At 73.6% G+C, this 18,387-nt stretch carries 17 protein-coding genes; 6 read left to right on the top strand and 11 right to left on the bottom strand.

Going from position 1 to position 18,387, the window contains the following annotated elements; all coding sequences use genetic code 11:
- From AB0C69_RS07165 to AB0C69_RS07155, 3 genes are all read right to left on the bottom strand, one after another.
- On the bottom strand, positions 1-1,215 hold a 1,215-nt coding region (locus tag AB0C69_RS07165), incomplete at its 3' end, for an AAA family ATPase (protein WP_360350870.1).
- A 142-nt stretch (positions 1,216-1,357) separates the two neighbouring features.
- Positions 1,358-1,576 carry a hypothetical protein gene (locus tag AB0C69_RS07160; RefSeq protein WP_360350864.1) on the bottom strand — a complete coding sequence of 73 codons (219 nt, stop codon included), beginning with the start codon at positions 1,574-1,576 and terminating at the stop codon, positions 1,358-1,360.
- Positions 1,577-1,704: 128 nt separating this feature from the next.
- On the bottom strand, positions 1,705-2,469 hold the full coding sequence (locus tag AB0C69_RS07155; RefSeq protein ID WP_360350861.1) for an NIPSNAP family protein: 765 nt from the start codon (positions 2,467-2,469) through the stop codon (positions 1,705-1,707).
- 114 nt (positions 2,470-2,583) lie between these two features.
- On the opposite strand from AB0C69_RS07155, the gene AB0C69_RS07150 reads away from it, so the two are divergent.
- Both AB0C69_RS07150 and AB0C69_RS07145 read left to right on the top strand, forming a co-directional pair.
- Positions 2,584-3,552, top strand: coding sequence for a helix-turn-helix domain-containing protein (locus AB0C69_RS07150; protein WP_360350858.1), 969 nt, complete (start codon positions 2,584-2,586; stop codon positions 3,550-3,552).
- Positions 3,553-3,607: 55 nt separating this feature from the next.
- Positions 3,608-4,066, top strand: a complete 459-nt coding sequence (locus AB0C69_RS07145; protein ID WP_353835388.1) for an SRPBCC domain-containing protein — start codon at positions 3,608-3,610, stop codon at positions 4,064-4,066.
- A 12-nt stretch (positions 4,067-4,078) separates the two neighbouring features.
- Here the strand turns inward: AB0C69_RS07145 and AB0C69_RS07140 are convergent, their stop codons facing one another.
- Complete coding sequence (locus AB0C69_RS07140) at positions 4,079-5,596, bottom strand: MFS transporter (protein WP_360350855.1); 1,518 nt, start codon at positions 5,594-5,596, stop codon at positions 4,079-4,081.
- A gap of 103 nt (positions 5,597-5,699) precedes the next feature.
- On the opposite strand from AB0C69_RS07140, the gene AB0C69_RS07135 reads away from it, so the two are divergent.
- Positions 5,700-6,557 (top strand): helix-turn-helix transcriptional regulator, encoded by an 858-nt coding sequence (locus tag AB0C69_RS07135; protein ID WP_360350852.1) that lies wholly within the window; start codon positions 5,700-5,702, stop codon positions 6,555-6,557.
- On the opposite strand, the gene AB0C69_RS07130 is transcribed toward AB0C69_RS07135, so the two are convergent.
- The 4 genes from AB0C69_RS07130 to AB0C69_RS07115 are packed head-to-tail and all read right to left on the bottom strand — an operon-like array spanning position 6,554 to position 10,457.
- On the bottom strand, positions 6,554-7,456 hold the full coding sequence (locus tag AB0C69_RS07130; RefSeq protein ID WP_360350849.1) for an ROK family protein: 903 nt from the start codon (positions 7,454-7,456) through the stop codon (positions 6,554-6,556). The two genes, AB0C69_RS07135 and AB0C69_RS07130, sit on opposite strands and share 4 nt — an antisense overlap.
- Complete coding sequence (locus AB0C69_RS07125; RefSeq protein ID WP_345181524.1) at positions 7,453-8,268, bottom strand: carbohydrate ABC transporter permease; 816 nt, start codon at positions 8,266-8,268, stop codon at positions 7,453-7,455. Before AB0C69_RS07125 ends, AB0C69_RS07130 begins: the two co-directional genes overlap by 4 nt.
- Positions 8,265-9,209 (bottom strand): ABC transporter permease subunit, encoded by a 945-nt coding sequence (locus AB0C69_RS07120; protein WP_353835385.1) that lies wholly within the window; start codon positions 9,207-9,209, stop codon positions 8,265-8,267. The genes AB0C69_RS07125 and AB0C69_RS07120 overlap by 4 nt, the downstream gene beginning before the upstream one ends.
- Positions 9,210-10,457 (bottom strand): extracellular solute-binding protein, encoded by a 1,248-nt coding sequence (locus tag AB0C69_RS07115; RefSeq protein WP_360350845.1) that lies wholly within the window; start codon positions 10,455-10,457, stop codon positions 9,210-9,212.
- Between the two features lie 368 nt (positions 10,458-10,825).
- Between AB0C69_RS07115 and AB0C69_RS07110 the strand changes: the two genes are divergently transcribed.
- Both AB0C69_RS07110 and AB0C69_RS07105 read left to right on the top strand, forming a co-directional pair.
- Positions 10,826-11,629, top strand: a complete 804-nt coding sequence (locus AB0C69_RS07110) for an SRPBCC family protein (protein ID WP_360350842.1) — start codon at positions 10,826-10,828, stop codon at positions 11,627-11,629.
- 11 nt (positions 11,630-11,640) lie between these two features.
- On the top strand, positions 11,641-12,807 hold the full coding sequence (locus AB0C69_RS07105) for an SRPBCC family protein (protein ID WP_353835384.1): 1,167 nt from the start codon (positions 11,641-11,643) through the stop codon (positions 12,805-12,807).
- Positions 12,808-12,824: 17 nt separating this feature from the next.
- Here the strand turns inward: AB0C69_RS07105 and AB0C69_RS07100 are convergent, their stop codons facing one another.
- Positions 12,825-15,590: a LuxR family transcriptional regulator gene (locus AB0C69_RS07100; protein ID WP_360350838.1), complete on the bottom strand. Its 2,766-nt coding sequence runs from the start codon at positions 15,588-15,590 to the stop codon at positions 12,825-12,827.
- A gap of 276 nt (positions 15,591-15,866) precedes the next feature.
- Here AB0C69_RS07100 and AB0C69_RS07095 point away from each other — a divergent pair, with 276 nt between their 5' ends.
- Entirely contained in the window at positions 15,867-17,123 is a 1,257-nt protein-coding gene (locus tag AB0C69_RS07095; RefSeq protein ID WP_345182679.1) for a helix-turn-helix domain-containing protein, read from the top strand.
- Positions 17,124-17,145: 22 nt separating this feature from the next.
- Here AB0C69_RS07095 and AB0C69_RS07090 read toward each other — a convergent pair whose 3' ends face one another.
- Positions 17,146-17,985: a dienelactone hydrolase family protein gene (locus tag AB0C69_RS07090; RefSeq protein WP_360350867.1), complete on the bottom strand. Its 840-nt coding sequence runs from the start codon at positions 17,983-17,985 to the stop codon at positions 17,146-17,148.
- Positions 17,986-18,085: 100 nt separating this feature from the next.
- Entirely contained in the window at positions 18,086-18,280 is a 195-nt protein-coding gene (locus tag AB0C69_RS07085) for a hypothetical protein (RefSeq protein WP_360350834.1), read from the bottom strand.
- Between the last annotated feature and the right edge of the window lie 107 nt (positions 18,281-18,387).

Below are 18,387 nucleotides of genomic sequence, written 5' to 3'. Positions count from 1 at the left end.
CCCCGAGGTGGTCGCCGAGTTCCACGGCCACCACTTCCCCTCCGGCTCGGTGCTGAGCCGCGCGGCGCGCTCGTAGGCGGTGGCGACGGCGGCCGTCCCGCCGCGCAGCTCGGCGCGGTGCGCGACCCGTTCGAGCTCGGCGGCGACGCCCTCGTCGGGGCCGGTCGCGGCCGCCGCCAGGTGCCAGGCGCGCCGGTCGGCGTGCTCGTCGCCGGGCAGCACGCTCGCCAGGGCGCCGTGCACGTCGATCCGCCGGTGGTGCGCCGCGTCCTGGTAGGTGACGGCGCGGATGAGCGGGTGGCGGAACCGCACCTCACCGCCGTCCAGGACCACGAGCCCGGCCTCCTCGGCGGGCCCGAGGTCGGCGGGCGTCAGGCCGAGCGCGTCCCCGGCGCGCAGCACGATGCCGAGGTCGGCGGTGCCGTCGGCGGCGACCACCAGGAGCAGCCGGCGGGTGGCGTCCGGCAGCTCGGCCAGCCGGCGCCGGAACGTCTCCTGCACCCGGCCGCCCACCGGCAGCGGCCCGGCGGGGCGGGCGGGCCGCGACCGCAGGGCGTTCCCCAGTTCGATGAGCGCGAGCGGGTTGCCGGCCGCCTCGTCCAGCAGGCGCTCGCGCACCGGCACGGTCAGCCCGGGGGCGTGCGCCATCACCAGGTCCTCGGCGGCCCCGCGGTCCAGGCCGGTCAGCCGCAGCACCTCCAGCCCGCGGTCGGGGAAGGGGCGGGCGCCGTCCCGGGCCGTGAAGATCATGGAGATGGGGTCGGCGCCGAGCCTGCGGGCGGCGAACAGCAGGGCGTCCAGCGACGCGGTGTCCAGCCACTGCGCGTCGTCGACCAGGCACACCAGGGGGCGGTCGGCGGCCAGCTCCGACAGCAGCGTGAGCGTGGCCGCGCCGATCAGGAAGCGGTCGCCCGCCGGGCCCGCGCCGAGGCCGAACGCCGACCGCAGCGCCGCCGCCTGCTGCTCGGGCAGGGCGTCGAACCGGTCGCCGTAGGGGTGCAGCATCAGATGCAGCCCGCCGAACGCGAGCTCGCTCTCGGACTCGACGCCGATCCCGCGGAGGACCCGCATGTCCCCGGCGGCCGCCGCGACCTGTTCGACCAGGGCCGTCTTGCCGATCCCCGCCTCGCCCTGGACCACCACGGTCCTGCTCCGCCCGGCGCGGGCGTCCCTGAGCAGCCCGGTGAGGTGGTCGAGCTCGCGGTCTCGCCCCATGAACACGCCGAGAACACTACAAGCCGGACGCCCGCCCACGCGCCGGTGTGTCCACGACACGGGGAAGACGGGAAGAGGCCCTGGGGACGGTGGTGCTCCCCAGGGCCTCGGAAGTTGCTCTCAGAGTGTCAGGAGGCGCGGATCACTGCTTCCGCGCCGCCTCCACCTGCGCCTTGATCTCGGCGGCGGACTGGCTGCCGCTCACCGTCGTGATCGTGTGGTGGTCGCCGTTGTGGCCGGACTGGACGTCGACCTTGCCGGTCGGCGACAGCTCCGCCTGGTTCTTGAGCATGTTCGCGTTGTTGTCACCCATGCCTTGCGTCGGGTTGTCGAAACGCTGCGGGTTCTTCTGCTCGGCCATCTCAGTGTCCTTGTTGATTGGCGTGTTGGGTGACCTCCGTGCTGCCACCCCTGCGAGTGATCGTTGCCGGGGGGACCGCCGCTGTCAAGGCGCGCAAATCGGACGAGGTGTTCCGGGTGCGGGACGGCTCAGCGGAGTGCGGAGCGGGCGGTGGGGGCCAGGGTCAGCCGTTCCGGTGGCGCCGCGGAGTCCGCGGCGAGGGCGGGCAGGAGCCGCTCGGTCCACTCCGGTGACCGGGCCAGCCGGTCGAGGTGGTCGCGCAGGTGAGCGGCGTTCTCGAAGACCGCGAACCAGACGAAGACGTTCTCGCCCGTCCGCACGGGGAGGAGGGGAAAGGTGTTCTCGGCCGGTTCGGTCTGGAAGCGGGCGACGGGAGCGGCGCCGAGACCGGCCATGAACGGTGCGATCGTGGCGTCGAAGTGCGCCGCGAACGCGGCGTCGACGGGTGCTCCGCGATGCAGGATCGTCGCCATGACCCGGGACTCGGGAGGCGCCGCTCCGACCGGCGGCCGCCCGTTCGCGGGCGGGAAGCCGGAGCCGGGCCCCACCGGCCGCAGCAGCAGGACGTCGTCGGAGTCGACCATGGTGGCGGCGGCGGCCATGCCGTGCTCCCTCCACGCCGCGCCCTCCAGGTAGAAGGCGGTGAGCGCCGCCTTCCGCGCCTCCATGTCGGGGAAGCCGCGCAGCCACACGTACCGGTCCGGGTCGGTTTCGTCGTGGAACTGCCCGATGACGCGCATCCCGGCGGCCTCCTGGGTCTCGACGAACTCGCGGTCGAAGAGATCGGTCAGGACGGGCCGGGCCCCGGGCCGGAGGGTGTACTGCCGCAGTTCGACGACGGAGCAGCGGAGGTCCGCCGCGGGGGCCGGCGCGGCGCCGGGGGCCTCGGACATGGCTCGTTTCCTTCGTTCGGCAGGGGCGGGCCTCCACGGTCGCAGTCCGGCGCGGCAGCCACGAGTGGCTGATCTGCCGACATGCGCACGCTTTCTGCCATAAGTTGGGCGGCTATGACGCGCTCCGTCGCCCTCGTCCTGCTCGACGACATGCCGTTCTTCGAGGTCGGGATCGCCTGCCAGGTCTTCCGCTCGGCGCGGGCCGACCCGGACGTCCCGTGGTACGGCCTGCGGCTGTGCTCGACCGAGCCGGGGGACGTGCGCCTGGAGTTCGGCTTCACCCTCGGCGCGGGGCACGGGCTCGACGGCCTGGCCGGCGCCGACATGGTGGTCGTCCCCGCGCTGCCGTACGCCCACGTGGAGTCCGACCGCCCGGTGCCGCCCGCGCTGACCGCCGCGCTCGCGTCCGCGCACCGCGCCGGCGCGCGGATCGTGTCGCTGTGCACCGGCGCGTTCGCCCTCGCCGCCGCCGGGATCCTGGACGGACGGTCCGCCGCCACCCACTGGATGTTCGCCGACACGTTGCAGCGCCGGTACCCGCGGGTCCGGGTGGACGCCTCGGTGCTCTACGTGGACGAGGGGGACGTGCTCAGCAGCGCCGGACGCACCGCCGGGCTCGACCTGTGCCTGCACATCGTCCGCCGCGACCTCGGCGCGGACGTCGCCAACCAGGTGGCCCGGCGCATGGTGGTGCCGGCGCACCGCCCCGGCGGCCAGGCCCAGTACGTCGAGCTCGCCGTGCCCCGCACCGACGGGGACGGGCTGGGCCCGGTCCTGCAGTGGGCCGCCGCGCGCCTGGACGAGCCGCTGACCGTCACCGACCTCACCCGGCGGGCGCGGATGAGCCCGCGGACGTTCGCCCGCCGCTTCACCGCCCACACCGGGACCACCCCGTCCCGGTGGCTCCTCGACCAGCGCCTCGGCCGCGCCCGCGCCCTGCTCGAATCCACCGACCTGCCCGTCGACCAGGTGAGCCGCCGCAGCGGCCTGGGCTCGGCCGCGAACCTGCGGCGCCATTTCACCCGGCACGTCGGCGTCCCGCCGACCGACTACCGGCGCGCCTTCCGCGCCCGCCGCCCCTGAACCGGCCCGCCGGCTCGCCACGTGTCCTGACACACCCTGCGGATAGGGTCGGCGCATGTACTCGACGCGGGTGTCGCGGCACGTGAAAGCCCGTCCTTCTGACGTCTACCGGGCGCTCGTCGACGCGGACGCGATCAGGAGATGGCGGGTGCCGGACGGCATGACCGGCGAGGTGCACGAGTTCGACGCCCGCGAGGGCGGCGCGTTCCGGATCTCGCTCACCTACGACGCGCCGACCGGCGCCGGCAAGTCGTCGGCGCGCACCGACACCTACCACGGGCGGTTCGCGGAGCTCGTGCCCGGCGAGCGCGTGGTCGAGGTGTTCGAGTTCGAGACCGGCGATCCCGCCTTCCAGGGCGAGATGACGATGACCACGACGCTCACCGAGGTCGACGGGGGCACGGAGGTCCTCGTCGTGCACGAGGGCATGCCCGACGCCGTGCCCGCCGCCGACAACGAGACCGGCACGCGGATGGCCCTGGACAACCTCGCCAGGCTCGTCGAAGCGGACTAGGGCCGGCCCGGCTCAGCGCGCCTCCCTCTCCGCGAGATCGGCGGGCGCGCCTGGGGAGGGCGACGAATCGCTCTTGCTCTGTCTGGGCAGCCAGCGAGATGCGAGCACGCCGAGGACGACGTGCAGGAGGCTCGCCACGGCGACCGCCGCGTGCAGTCCGACGACGAAGGCGGACTTCGCATCGTCGACCTGAGTGGCCGTCAGTTCCGGGATCTGGAGTGTCTCGCCGAGGGTCGGGGCGAAGGCCGGGCCCTGGAGCCGGAAGACGAGTGCGGCGAGCGAGCCGAGGAGCGCGATGCCGAGGGCGTTGCCGATCTCGTTGCTGGTCTCGGCGATGGCTCCGGCCGCGCCGGCGCGCTCCGGCGGGACCGCGCCGACGGCGGTGTCCGCGACGAGGGCGAAGGAGAGGCCGTAGCCGAGTCCCGCGACGACGGTGGAGGCGATGTACCAGCCGGCGCCACCGTGGACGGTGGTGGGGAGCAGGAGCAGCAGCCCGGCGGCGATGGAGAGATGGCAGACGAGCAGGGTGGTGCGTTTGCCGATGCGGTCGACCACGGCCGGCGTGATGATGCAGGTGATGGTGAGCACCGCGGCTCCGGGTAGTGCGAGCAGGGCGGCGTGCAGGACCGCAAGGCCCAGGACCGACTGGAGGTAGACGCCCGCCAGGTAGGCGGTCGCGGACCATGCCGCCAGGGGCAGCAGCCCGGTGACGATCGCGACGGTGAAGGTGCGATCGCCGAACAGGGAGAAATCCATCAGTGGTTGTCGCAGGCGCCGCTGCCGGGTCGCGAACCACACCAGAAGAACCGCTCCGGTCAGGGCCGCCAGGACGGGGAGGAGCGAGAGACCTTCGGCCGCGACGCGCTTCAGCGCGTAGATCGCGAGCAGCAGGCCGGCAGCGGAGGTCACGACGCTGGTGACGTCGACGCGGCCGGGCCGAGTCGCGCGGACCTCACCGAGCAGGACCGGCGCGAGGACCAGGAACACGGCGACGACGGGCAGGTTGACCAAGAACACCGATCCCCACCAGAAGCTCTCCAGCAGCACACCACCGAGGACCGGGCCGATGGCGAAGCCGGCGGCGAACGCGGCCGCGAAGATTCCGATGGCCTGTGCGCGGCGCCGCGGGTCGGCGAACAGCTCGCTCACCACCGCCAGGGCGGAGGGGAGCAGGGTGGCCCCGGCGACGCCCATCAGCGCACGAGCGGCGATGAGCAGTCCCGCGTCGGGGGCGAACGCCGCGGCCGCGGACGCCAGCCCGAAGACCGCCGTGCCGATCATGAGGAGCCGCAGCCTGCCGTATCGGTCGCCGAGGTTGCCGAACGCGATGAGCAGGGATCCGACGGCGAAGCCGTAGACGTCCAGGATCCACAGGGCCTGCTCGGCCGTCGGCGCCAGTGCTCCGCTGATCCGGGGCATCGCCAGGAAGAGGATCGACCCGTCCATCGAGACCAGCAGTACCGGCCCCAGGACGACAAGGAGACCAAGCCAGGCCCGTGCACCCGGCGTACTCGCGTGCTGTTGATGCATGTCGTCCACGCTCAGGGCCGCCGCGTCGGACGGCCATCCCCTTGCTCTGGGTAGACCCAGCAGGTGCACCCACGCCCGCCGCGGCGTGCATACGCTCCATGGCGTGGAGAGCCTGGGAACGTTCCTGAAGAACCGGCGTGATGGAATCACCCCGGCCGAGATCGGACTGCACACCTACGGCACCTCTCGGCGGGTCCCGGGGTTGCGTCGCGAAGAACTGGCCCAGCTCGCCGGAGTCAGCCCCGGGTACTACACCCGGTTGGAGCAGGGACAGGCGGAAACCGCTTCGGACCAAGTGCTCAATGCCCTGGCAAGGGTGCTGCGACTCGACGAGGTGGAGACCGCGCACCTGCGCAATCTCGCTCGGCAGTCCACCGCCCCCGGACTGTCGGACCCCGGCCGGGAGGAGCCCCACAGGCGCGTTCTGGCTCTCCTCGCCACGCTCGGCGACGCGACCCCGGCGCTGGTGCTGGGCCGGCGAGGAGACGTGCTCGCGTGGAACCGCGCCGGCCACGCGCTGTTCGCCGAGCACATCGATTTCGACGCGCCGGACGCGCCGGATCGGCGTCCCTCGATCCCGCGGATGTTCTTCCTCGACCCGCTCACCCGGAGCCTCCATCGCAACTGGGACGAACTCGCACGCGTCCACGTCGCCTACCTGCGGCTCACCGCGGGCCGTTTCCCGACCGACGCCCGGCTGGCCGAACTCATCGGCGAACTCACCATGCGCAGCGACGAGTTCGCGGCCATGTGGGCGACCGGGGAGGTCGCCGACTGCACCGTCGGGGACATGCACCTGCAGCACCCCACCGTCGGAGCCGCGAGCGTCGCCTACCAGGTCTGGCTCCAGCCCGACAGCCCCGACCACCGGCTGGAGATCTACACCCCGAACGACGCCGGCTCCGCCGACGCGCTGCGCATCCTCACCCGGGACGCGCCGCACGCAGCGTCATCGCCCTAGCCGCCGTCCAGGGCGCGCCGGGCAAGGATCGCCGCGCCCCTGACGGCCGCCTGGTCGTCCAGCCGCGTGCGCAGCAGGCGCGGCGGGTCGCGGAACTTCAGGCGGGCGGCCAGGCGTGCTTCGAGGGGAGCCAGCAGGGTGTCCCCGGCGCGGGCGAGGCCGCCGCCGACGACCACCAGGCCCGGGTCCATCAGCAGGGTCGTCATCGCGAGGCCGTCGGCAAGGCAGTCGAGCGCCTCCGACCAGACCCGTCCGGCCTTCTCCTCGCCCCGCCCGGCCCGCGCGATCACCTCTTCGGCCGGGACGCCCTCGCCGTGGCGGCGGGAGATGGCGGCGGCGGACGCGTAGGTCTCCACGCACCCCCGGTTCCCGCAGGCGCAGGGCTCGCCGCCGGGACGGACGACGACGTGGCCGATCTCGCCGCTCCAGCCGACCGTCCCCGGGTAGGGGGCGCCGTTCAGGATCAGGGCGGCGGCGATGCCGGTCCCGACGGCCACGAAGACGAAGTCTCCCGCGCCGCGGCCCGCGCCCAGCACGGCCTCGGCCAGGCCGCCGGTGCGGACGTCGTGGCCGATCGCGACGGGGATGCCGAGGCGTTCGCGCGCCAGCCGCCGGATCGGCACGTCCCGCCACCCCACGTTGGCGGAGTGGACGGCCGTGCCCGACGCCTCGTCGACGATGCCGAGCAGGGCGATGCCGGCCGCGCGGGCGGGGGAGCCCAGGGACGCGGCGAGGGCGGCGAGATGGGCGGCGAAGTCGAGGACGCCGCCCACCGGGTCGGCCCGGTCGGTGGGCCGCGACTCGCTCGCCAGGATCTGCGGGTCCTCACCGCCCGCGTCCTCGCCGAACAGGGCGGCCTTCATCGTGGTACCGCCCACGTCCAGGCCGATCAGGGTCATTTGACCGACCCCGCCGTCAGGCCGCCGATGAGGTAGCGCTCGATGAAGACGAACAGGATGACGACCGGAATGATCGCGATCAGCGACGTGGCGAAGAGGTACTGCCAGTGCGCCTGGTACTGGGTCACGAAGGACGGGATCCCGACGGTGAGGGGGCGGCGGTCCGGGGACGCGGTGACGGTCAGCGCCACGATGTACTCGTTCCACGCCGCGATGAACGTGTAGACGATCGCGGTGACGACGCCCGGCATGGAGATGGGCAGGGTGACGCGGGTGAGGGCGCCGACGCGGCCCGCGCCGTCCAGGAAGGCGGCCTCCTCCAGCTCCTTCGGGATACTGGAGAAGTAGCCGTGCAGGATCCAGATGCAGAACGGCAGGTTGAACGCCGCGTTCACCAGGATGAGCGACAGCAGCGTGTCGGTGAGGTCGAGCGCGACCATCTCCCGGTAGATGCCGATCACCAGGGCGGTCGGCGCGAACATCTGCGTGACCAGGACGAGCAGCAGGAACGCCCCGCGCCCCCGGAAGCGGTTGCGGGCCGTGTAGTACGCGGCGGGCATCGCGCAGGCGAGGGTGACCAGGGTCGCGGCCGCCGCGACGGTGAGGGAGACCCGCATGTACGTCCAGACGGGCGCGGCCGACCAGACGTCCACGAAGTTCGACCACGTCCAGTGCGAGGGCAGGTAGGTGCCCGGCGACCTGGTCAGCTCGCGCTCGGGCTTGAGCGCGGTGACGAACATCTGCAGGTAGGGCAGCAGGAACGCCAGGGCGACCAGCCAGCCGACGCCCGTGAGGACGATCCGGCGCGTCATCGGACCTCCTCCCGCCAGCGGGCGGCGCGCAGGTACAGCAGCACCATCACGAGGATCAGGGCGAAGTTCACGACCGCCATCGCGCCGGACTCGCCGACGTTCTGATCGTAGAACGCGAGTTTGTACATGAACGTGGTGGTGGTGTCGGTCTTGCTGCCGGGGCCGCCGCCCGTCATCGCCCAGATGATCGGGAACGAGTTGAAGACGTTGATCACGTTGATGATGGACGCGATGAGCACGGCGGGGCGCAGCAGCGGCAGCGTGATGGCGACGTAGGTGCGCACGGACCCGGCGCCGTCGACGCGGGCCGCCTCGTACACGTCGGCGGGGATCGTCTGGAGCCCGGCGAGGATGACGAACGAGGTGAACGGCAGCGACACGAAGACCGCCACCCACATCATCCACAGCATCGCCTGCCCCGGATGGGCCAGCCAGTTCACCGGCTCGTCGATCACGTGCAGGTCGAGCAGCACGCGGTTGACCAGGCCGGAGTAGTTGTCCAGCATCCACTTCCAGATCAGCGACGTCATCAGCACCGACGCCGCCCACGGGACGATGACGGCCCAGCGCACGACGCGGCGGCCGGGGAAGCGGGCGTTCAGCAGCTGGCCGAGGGCGAGCGAGAGCACCATCGTGACGACGACGACTCCGGCGACCCACAGCAGCGTCCGCAGCACGACCGGGACGAGGTCGTCCTCACCGAACAGGTCGGTGTAGTTGCCGCCGCCCCGGTAGCCGAGCGTGACGCCGGACGAGCTGATCTTCTGCAGCGAGGTGCGGACCATCTCGATGACGGGCCACAGCACCACGATCGCGATGAGCGCGAGGGACGGGGCGAGCCACGGCAGCGGTGCCAGGGCGCGCCCGGTCCGCCGGAGGAGGGAGGGGCGGGGGGCCGTCGAGGCGGCGGCCCCCCGCTCTCCGGTCGGGGACTCCAGCACTCAGCCGGCCTTCTCCGCCGTCTCCTGGATCTTGTCCAGGATCTTCTTCGGGTCTTCGTTCGCGGCGGCGGTGCCGAGGTCCTGCTTGACCGCGCCCGCGACCGCCGACCACGCCGGGTTGGACGTCGGCGCGAACTTCGACGTCGGGAGCGCGTCCACGAACTGCTTCATGTACGGGTCGGCGCTGAGCGCGTCCCCGGCCGACTTCGTCACCGGGAGGAAGCCCTCGGTCTTGAGGAACTTCGAGGTGTTCTCCTTCTGGTAGAAGAAGTCGAGGAACTTCTTGACGGCCTCCTTGTTCTTGCCGCCGTCCTTCTTGAACGCGGCGAGGACGTCCATGACGCCGAGGGTGTTGTGCTCGGTGCCGCTCTTGCTCGGCAGCGGCGCGACGCCGAATTCCAGGTCCTTGTTCACCGGGTCGATGAATCCGGCCTTGGTGAACGGGCCGCCGATCGCCATGCCGATCTTGCCCTGCGCGAACTGGTTGAACACCGTCTTGCGGTCGGTGGTCTCCGGGTTCGGCTGGGTCAGCCCGGACTTGTTGAGGTCCTTGAGGAAGGCGAGGGTGTCGACGTTGGCCTTCTGGTTGATCGCCCATTTGCCGGACGCGTCGACCCAGCCGCCGCCGTTGTTCATCGCCCAGGAGTAGAACTCGGCCTGGGACTCCTCGGGGCCGAGCGGCAGCCCGTACCCGGTGGCGCCCGCCTTCTTGATCTTCTCGGCGTCGGCCCTGACCTCGTCCCAGGTGGCGGGCGGGTCGCTGATGCCGGCCTTCTTGAACAGGGCCTTGTTGTAGAAGAGCAGGCGGGCGCTGGAGATGAACGGAAGGCCGTACTGCGCGCCGTTGTACTGCGCCTGCTGGACGAAGGTCGGCGTGAAGTCGCCGAGCGTGCCCGGCGACAGCACCTCGTCCGCCTTGTAGATGAGGCCGTCGCGGGCGAAGTCGGAGAACGCGTTGTAGTTGAGGACGTCCGGAACCTGCTTGGTCTGGACGTAGGTCTTCACCTTGGCGTCCATCTGGGTCCAGTCGACCATCTCCAGGTTGACCTTGTAGCCCGAGTTCTTCGCCTCGAAGTCCTTGATCAGGGCGTCCCAGAAGGGTTTGGTGTTGTCGTCGTAGATCGCGGCGACGAACTTGATGGTCTTGCCGTCGGAGTCGTCTCCCGACGAGCTGCCCTTGCCGCAGCCGCTGACGCCGAGTGCCACGGTCAGGCCCGCGGCGACGACGCCCATGAGGTGCCGTTTCATCTGTCCCCGCCTTCTCCGGCTGTCGCGCATGAAAGATTCTGCGCGGTGTGAACGCCCCCCGAGCACAAACGCGCGTGGTGGGGAAGAAGATAAACACTGGTCCGTACCAGTTCAAGGGGCCCGTAAAGCACGAATCTCAACCGTTATGCGAGGTTTCGGAGACGCCGGTCTGGTCCGGTGTCCACGCTGGGCTGGTCTGGTCGCCCGTCAGGAGCGTCCGGGCGTTCGCTCCGGGAGCCCTCGCGGGCCCCGTTCTGGAGCGGCCGGCCGCACCGCGATGTGTCGCATCTTGCCTGCGTCCTGTTTTGCCCCATCTTGACCGGGTAACCCGGCGCCGTACCCGAGTTGGACGATGAGGTGGACAGGACATGAAACTCCGGACGGGCCCGATCGCGGGCGCGGCCGTCGGCGCCGGCGGGGCGCTGGCCGCGCTCTCGGCGCGGCGCCTGGCACGCCGTGCCTCGGCCGGGCTCGTCACCCGGCTCGAACGGCGGCTCGACCGTGCGGTCCGGCACCTCACCGCGAAGGCGGAGCAGGCCGGCCCGCTCGCCAAGGCCGCACTGGCCGGGGTCAAGGCGCTGCAGGAGGGCAAGTCGCCCTTCCGCGCGCTGCTGAGCTTCGGCTGGACGGCCCTGAAGGAGACCCTCGCCGGCATCTTCGGGCGGGGGCGGAAGGGGAAGCTGACCAACATCGTCGAGCAGATCGACGTGGGGGCGCCGCGCCGGCTGGTCTACGACCAGTGGACGCGGTTCCAGGACTACCCGACCTTCATGAAGAAGGTCGTCAGCGTCGACCAGGCCGACGACGCCAGGCTGAACTGGAAGGCGAAGATCTTCTGGTCGGCGCGGACGTGGGAGTCGACGATCAAGGAGCAGGTCCCCGACGAGCACATCGTGTGGCGCTCGAAGGGCCCGAAGGGCCACGCCCACGGGTCGGTCAGCTTCCACGAGCTGACGCCCGACCTGACCCGCGTCCTGCTCGTCCTGGAGTACCACCCCGTCGGCCTGTTCGAGCGGACGGGCAACCTCTGGCGGGCCCAGGGCCGCCGGACGCGGCTGGAACTGAAGCATTTCCGCCGTCACGTGATGACGCAGGCGCTCCTGCACCCCGACGAGGTGGAGGGCTGGCGCGGCGAGATCCGCGACGGCGAGACCGTCACCAACCCCAAGTGAGGAAGCGGAACATGGCACGCGCAAACCCGATGGGCAAGCTGCCCGTCGGCCAGATCGCCAAGAGGCTGCCGATCGGCGGGCGCAAGCGCTCGTCCGGTATCGGCGCCATCACCAAGGCCCTCCCGGGCGGCCGGGCCGTCGGCACCGCGGGCGGCGTCCTGCTCGGCGCCGGCGCGGCCGTCGCGGCGAGCCGGGCCATCGCCGGCAACCGCGCCGGGCGGGACTCCGACCAGGGCGACCAGGAGCAGGCGAAGGCCTCCGACGCCAAGAGCGACTCCAAGAACGGCGCGAAGGACGAGGCCGAGAACGCCGCCAAGAGCGACTCCAAGGACGAGGCCAAGGCCGGCGCCAAGGACGCCGACGGCAAGGACGAGCAGTCCGAGGGCAAGGGCAAGGGCATCTTCGGCAAGCTCAAGGACGTCCTGCCCGGCGGCAAGAAGGGCAAGGGCGGCAAGGGCGGCGGGAAGAAGGTGAAGGTCACCAACATCGTCGAGCACATCGACATCGGTGCGCCGTCCCGCCTCGTCTACGACCAGTGGACGCAGTTCCAGGACTACCCGTCCTTCATGAAGAAGGTCGTCAGCGTCGACCAGGCCGACGACACCAAGCTGAACTGGAAGGCCAAGATCTTCTGGTCGGCGCGCACGTGGGAGTCCACGATCGTCGAGCAGGTCCCCGACGAGCACATCGTGTGGCGCTCGAAGGGCCCGAAGGGCCACGTGGACGGGACGGTGAGCTTCCACGAGCTGTCGCCGAACCTGACCCGCGTCCTGGTCGTCCTGGAGTACCACCCGCAGGGCTTCATGGAGCGGACGGGCAACCTGTGGCGCGCCCAGGGCCGCCGCGCCCGGCTCGAACTGAAGCACTTCCGCCGGTACGTGATGACGAACTCGCTGACCCGCGCGGACGAGATCGAGGGCTGGCGCGGCGAGATCCGCGACAGCGAGGTCGTCCGGACGCACGAGGAGGCCATGGAGGAAGAGGAGAAGTCCGGCAAGGGCAGCGGCTCCGGCACCTCCGCGAAGGGCTCCGAGAGCGCCAAGGACTCCAAGGACTCGGAGACCAAGGGCTCCCGGAACGGCCGGAGCACGCGGAGCTCCTCCTCGTCCTCGTCCTCCTCGTCGTCCCGCAGCGGCAAGGCCGAGGACCGCGAGGAGGAGTACGAGCAGGCCCGCTGACCCGGCGGCCGGCCGGATCAGCGGATCAGCCGGGCCAGCTCGACGCGCGAGCGGATCCCGAGACGGGTGAAGACGTTGCGGAGATGGTGGTCGATCGTCCGCGGGCTGAGCAGCAGGCGCGCAGCGATCTCCCGGTTGGTGGCCCCCTCGGCGGCCATCCGGGCGATGTGCGCCTGCTGCGCGGTGAGCTTGCCGAACCCGCTCGCCGCCCGCGGCGCGGTCTCCCCGGCGGCGCGCAGCTCGGCGCGGGCCCGCCCCGTCCACGGGGCGGCGCCGTAGCGCTCGAACACGCGCAGCGCGGCGCGCAGGTGCTCGCGGGCGGCGCGAGGGCGTCGCCCGCGCCGCAGCCGGTGCCCGAACAGCAGCTCGGTGCGGGCCAGCTCGAACACGGCGCCGGCGGCCTCGTGCAGGCGCAGGGCCTCGGTGAAGTGCTCCTCGGCCTCGTCGTCGCACCCGGCCAGCAGGCCCAGGCAGCGGCGGCCGAGCGCCTCCGGGCCGGGGGGCGAGCCGATCCCGTCCACCCAGCGGCGGAAGTGCTCGTAGGCCCCCGCGGCCGGGTCGTGCTCGCCGGTGCGGACCAGCGCCTCGACCAGGTGGGGGACGGACAGGAGCCGCGCCGGCGGGTGCGCGAGCCCGGCGCCGTCCGGCAGCCGCAGCCGCGCGGCCGCGTCGGCGGGCCGGTCCGCGGCGAGGTCGAGGCACGCGGGCGCCCACGATCCGAGGGCGGCCGCGCGGGCGAGGCCCCGCTCGTCGGCCGCGCCGGTGAGCTGGTCCAGCAGCTCGCGCGTCCTGGCCTCGTCGCCGTTGAAGGCGGCGGTGAGGGCCAGGGTGGCGAGCTGCTCCGTGGCGTGCCCGTGCAGGCGGGTGGCGCGGGCCAGGCGCAGGCCGTCGTGGCAGGCGGCGATCGGCGCGGGGGGATGCCCGAGGAGCGTCTCGCAGCGCCCGGCGGCCACCAGCGCGAACGACTCGGCGGGCGCGTCGCCGGACCGCCGGGCCGCCGCGACCGCCTCGGCCGCCAGCGCGCGGGCGCGGGAGCCGTCGCCGAGGGCGAGGGCCGACAGCGCCGCCCACGACCGCGCGTCCGGGTCCGCCGCGTCCGCGCCGAGGCGCACGGCGTGCCCGTGGCGCTCCGCCGCCTCCCGGTACTGGCCGCGGATCACGGCCGCGACGCCGCCGAGGTGGGCGAGCAGCAGCTCGGCGCGCGGACCGGGCGCGACGGGCTCCAGCGCGCGGGCGCGTTCGGCGATCTCCAGGCGGGCGCGGTGGTCGCCGGACGCGTCGGCGGCCTCCGCGCCCCACACCAGCGCGTCCAGCGCCGCCGCGGCGTCGGCTCCGGCGAGCCGCTCGGCCGCGTCGCGCAGCGCGGCGACCGCGGCCGCGGGGGAGCCCGCCGCCGTCTCGATCTCGCCGCGCAGGGCGGCGGCGCGGGCGATGCGGGGCCCGTCGCAGCCGCGCGGGCGGACCTGGCGGAGCATCGCGCGGGCCCGGCGCGACCGGCCGCTCGCCCAGGCGTCCCCGGCGGCGGCCAGGTACCGGTCCGTCCGCGCGCCGTGCTCGACGGTCAGGGCCGCGGCGCGCTGCCACATCCGCCAGGAGTCGGCGTACCGGCCCGCCCGCCGGGCCGCGTCCGCCGCCCCCGCGAGCTCGGCGGCGAGCCGGTCGTCGGGCTCGCCCGTCACGGCCGCGCGGTGCCAGAGCCGCCGCGGCCGCTGCCACTCCTGGACCAGGACGCCGGCGAGCAGCGTGTGCGCGTCCCGCCGCTCCTCACGCGTCGCGTCCGCCCACAGCGAGGACCGGACGAGCCGGTTGCGGACCGCGACCCCGTCGCCCTCGAACCGCAGCAGCCCCGACTCGCGGGCCGCGTCGAGGTCGCCGCCGCCGATGCCGTCCGCCCGGACGGCCCGCTCCATCGTCGCGGCGCCGAGCCACTCCTCCGCCACGGTCATCAGCACCAGGCGCCGCGCCCCGGAGGGCAGCGCGCGGTAGCGGCCCCGGTGCAGGGCGCGCAGGGCACTGGACGGGGGCAGCGCCCGCGGCGGCGGCGCGGCGCCCGACAGCTGCCCGGACGTCAGGGCGCCGGCCAGCTCGCGGATCGCGAGGGGGCGGCCGCAGGCCAGGTCGACGATCTCCTCGGTCAGGTCGCCGCCCGCCGAGCCGTCCAGGCAGAGGTCGGGCGCCGTGCCGCCGAGCGCGTCGCGCAGCACGCGCCGGCTCGCGTCCTCGGCCAGCGGCGCGAGCCGCAGCCGCCGGATCCCGGCGAGCGCGCCCCCGTCCGGCTCGCCGTCGCGGACGGAGAACAGCACCGCCACGGGCTCGTCCTCGACGCGCCGCGCCGCGAACGCCAGCACCTCCAGCGAGCCCGCGTCGAGCCGGTGGACGTCGTCGGCCCAGCACAGCACGGGCCCCTTCCGCGCGGCCCGGCCCAGCAGCTCGCACACCGCCGTGAACAGCACGAACGGCTCGGCGCGGGGCGCGCCGGACAGGATCGCGGCGAGGGCGTCCCGGTGCGTCGGCGGCAGTTGGGCGACCTGTTCGGACAGGGGGCGCAGCAGCCGGTGCAGCCCCGCGTAGGGGACGCCGGTCTCGCCGGGCACCCCGGTCGTGCCGAGCGTGCGGAAGCCCGTGCCGGCGCCGCTCACGGCGGCCTCCAGGAGGGTCGTCCGGCCGATGCCGGCGTCCCCGGCGACGACCAGGGCGCCGCCGTGCCCGTCCCGGGCCCGGTCGAGCATCGCCTCGATCGTCCTAAGGTCGCGTTCGCGTCCGTGCAGCCGTTCGTGTGTCATGCCGGTCCCTCCTCGGCGGGAACCACCCTCGCCCGCGAGCCGTGGGGAGGCCCTATTGGACGGGGTCTCAAAAAGGGAAGGGGACCCTAGGGCAACACGGGCGCCCGGCACCGGTCCAGAGCGGGCTCCGGTTTCGGGGACGCGGCGCAACGCGGAGCGGCGGCCGTTGTGACCGCGCACAGTGTCGGCGTCCCACGATGGCCCGTGCGCCCCCGTGGTGGCACGATGAGGCCCCCGCGTTGTGCGGGGCGCGCCCGTTGCTGGAGGTGGCCCGCGATGAACGTCGGCCAGGTGGACGCCGATCGCACGATCATGCGCAAGGCGGTGCTGCGGCTCGCGGACCGGCTGCCGGACCTCGCCGACCGGCTCACCGCCGAGATCCTCTCCGGTGACCGCGGCGACCGCGACGACGCCTTCCGCCACGACGTGTGGGAGATGTGCCACACCGGGCTCGGGCACGGCTTCAAGACGATCCTGGACCCGGGCCGCGGCCGCGCCGACCTGGAGTGGGCGCGGCGGCTCGGGCAGCGGCGCGCGCACCAGGGGCAGCCGCTCGACCAGCTGCTGCGCTCCTACCGGCTCGCCGGGCGGGTGTTCTGGGAGGCCGTCGTCGAGGTCGTCGGACGGCACGACCCGGAGAACGTCGCGGCGCTGATCCGGCAGGCGACCCGCACCTGGGACACGATCGACCAGCAGTCCGGCGCGGCGGCCGCCGCCTACCACCGCACGGAGCTGGACCTCGCGCGGCGCAGCGAGGAGCGCGTCCAGGCGATCGTGGACGCCCTCCTGGACGGGCAGGGCGCCGACGGCGGGCTGCTCGCGACCGCCACGTCCGTCCTCGGGCTGCCCGCGACCGGCCGCTACGCCGTGGTGATGCTCGGCGCGGAGGGCGGCTTCGGGGACGGGGTGAACCGGCGGCCGGGCGACACCGGCGGGATGCGGTTCATCTGGCGGCTGCGCACCGACGCGCAGGTGGCGCTGGTCGCGCTCGGCGCCGCGGAGCTCGACGACCTCGTCGACGCCGTGCGCCCCTACGCCCGGTCGCACGCCGGCGTGAGCCCGGTCGTCGGCAGCCTCGCCGAGCTGGGCGGCGCCCGCTGGTTCGCCGAGCTGGCGCTGCGGACGTGCCGCGGCCCCGGCAACCAGATCGCCCGCCTGGACCGCCGGCTCCCCGACGCGCTCGTGCTGTCCCAGCCCCGTCTCGCCGGGCGCCTCGGGGAGGTCGCGCTCGGCGGGCTCGGGGACGTCGACCCCGGGTTCCGCGACGCCCTGCTGACGACGCTGGAGACCTGGCTGGAGTGCGGCGGCTCGGCGGCCCGCGCGGCCGACCGGCTGTTCTGCCACCGCAACACCGTCCTGAACCGGCTCCGCAGGATCGAGCGGCTCACCGGGCGGACCCTCGCCCGGCCCGGCGACCTGGTCGAGCTCGTCCTCGCGCTGAGCGCGCTGCGGCTGCACGGCCCCGGGGACGGCGGGCCCGGCCCGAACGCCGAGGGGCCGCCCGCGCGGGGAGGCGGGCGGCCCGGCCGGTAGGGGGTCCGGTCGGCGACCGGGGTCAGGAGTTCGGGCAGGTGTCCCGGTACTCGGAGATGGTGAGGTCGCGCGAGGGCGCCGGGCACAGGAACTGGTCGTAGCGGGTGTCGTTGTCGATGTACCGCTTGAGCCAGGAGATGCTGTACTTCGCGATCGTCGTGTTCGAGGTGTTGGGCGCGAAGTGGCTGGCGCCCGCCAGCTCCAGGTACGCCTTCTCCGACGCCGCCGGGATGCTCTCGTAGAACGGCTGGGAGTGCGTGGCGACCGGCGCGACCGTGTCCGCCTGCGCGCCGATGATCATGGTGGGGACGCGCACGTCCGAGAAGTTCTTCTGCAGGTCCCACGGCGTCAGCGGGATCGCGGCCTGGAGCTGCGGCCGGTCCTCGGCGGCCTCCAGCGTCCCGCCGCCGCCCATCGAGTGGCCCATCACGCCGAGCCGGGTCGTGTCGATCCGGGTCCGGACGGTGCTGCGCTGCGTGAGGTAGTCGAGCGCGGCCTCCAGCTGCCGGGCGCGGCTGTCGGGCTGGTCGAGGCGGGTGAGGGTGTCGATCGTGAAGATGACGAAGCCCTGCGAGGCGAGCCGGGGCCCGAGCCAGGCCATGCTGGTCTGGTCGGCGGTGTAGCCGGGCGCCACCGCCACGGCGCCGAAGGTCCCCTCGGCGGTGCTCGTCGGGTAGTAGATCGTCCCGCCGCCGAAGCCGGTGACGCTCAGGGACGACACGCTCGTCTGGGACGTCGCGAACGGGCCGCGGAGGGCCTCGATGCTCTGCTGCGTCGGGGCGGGGCCGCGCTCGTAGGGGTTGTCGGCGGCCCGGGCGGTCTGGGGGACGGCGATGGCGGCCGCGGTCAGCGCCGTGGCCAGCGCCGTCTTCGCCGCGCGTGCGGTGAGGGTGGGCACGTCGGTTCGCTCCTGTTCCGGGGGGCGGAGCCGAGGGGCGGCTCCGGAAACGGGGCGGGGCCGGTCACCCGGCTCCGGGACGCACATTCTCGGCCCGTGCCGCGTCCGCCGACATCGGCGAAATCACCGGCCATTCCGGGACGACCGCCCTGACCAGCCGGAAGAAGCCGAGCGGCCGCAGCGCGTCGTCGCGCCGCCACAGCTGCGCCGGGACGGCGTCCCGGACGGTCGCGTTCTCGACGACCTCGTACCCTGGCACCCGCCGCCGTGGCCCGGACTCGCGGGCGCGGGCGGCGGGGACGGCGGCCCTCGGAACGGGAAGCAGGGGCCGGGAAGCGGGGGACGGGTGGCAGGGGCGGTACCGGC

Origin of the sequence: Actinomadura sp. NPDC048032, assembly GCF_040653175.1 — a bacterium.
Taxonomy (GTDB): Bacteria; Actinomycetota; Actinomycetes; order Streptosporangiales; family Streptosporangiaceae; genus Spirillospora; species Spirillospora verrucosospora.
The sequence above is the reverse complement of the archived record's forward strand: the minus strand, read 5'-3'. Positions and strand labels throughout refer to the sequence as shown.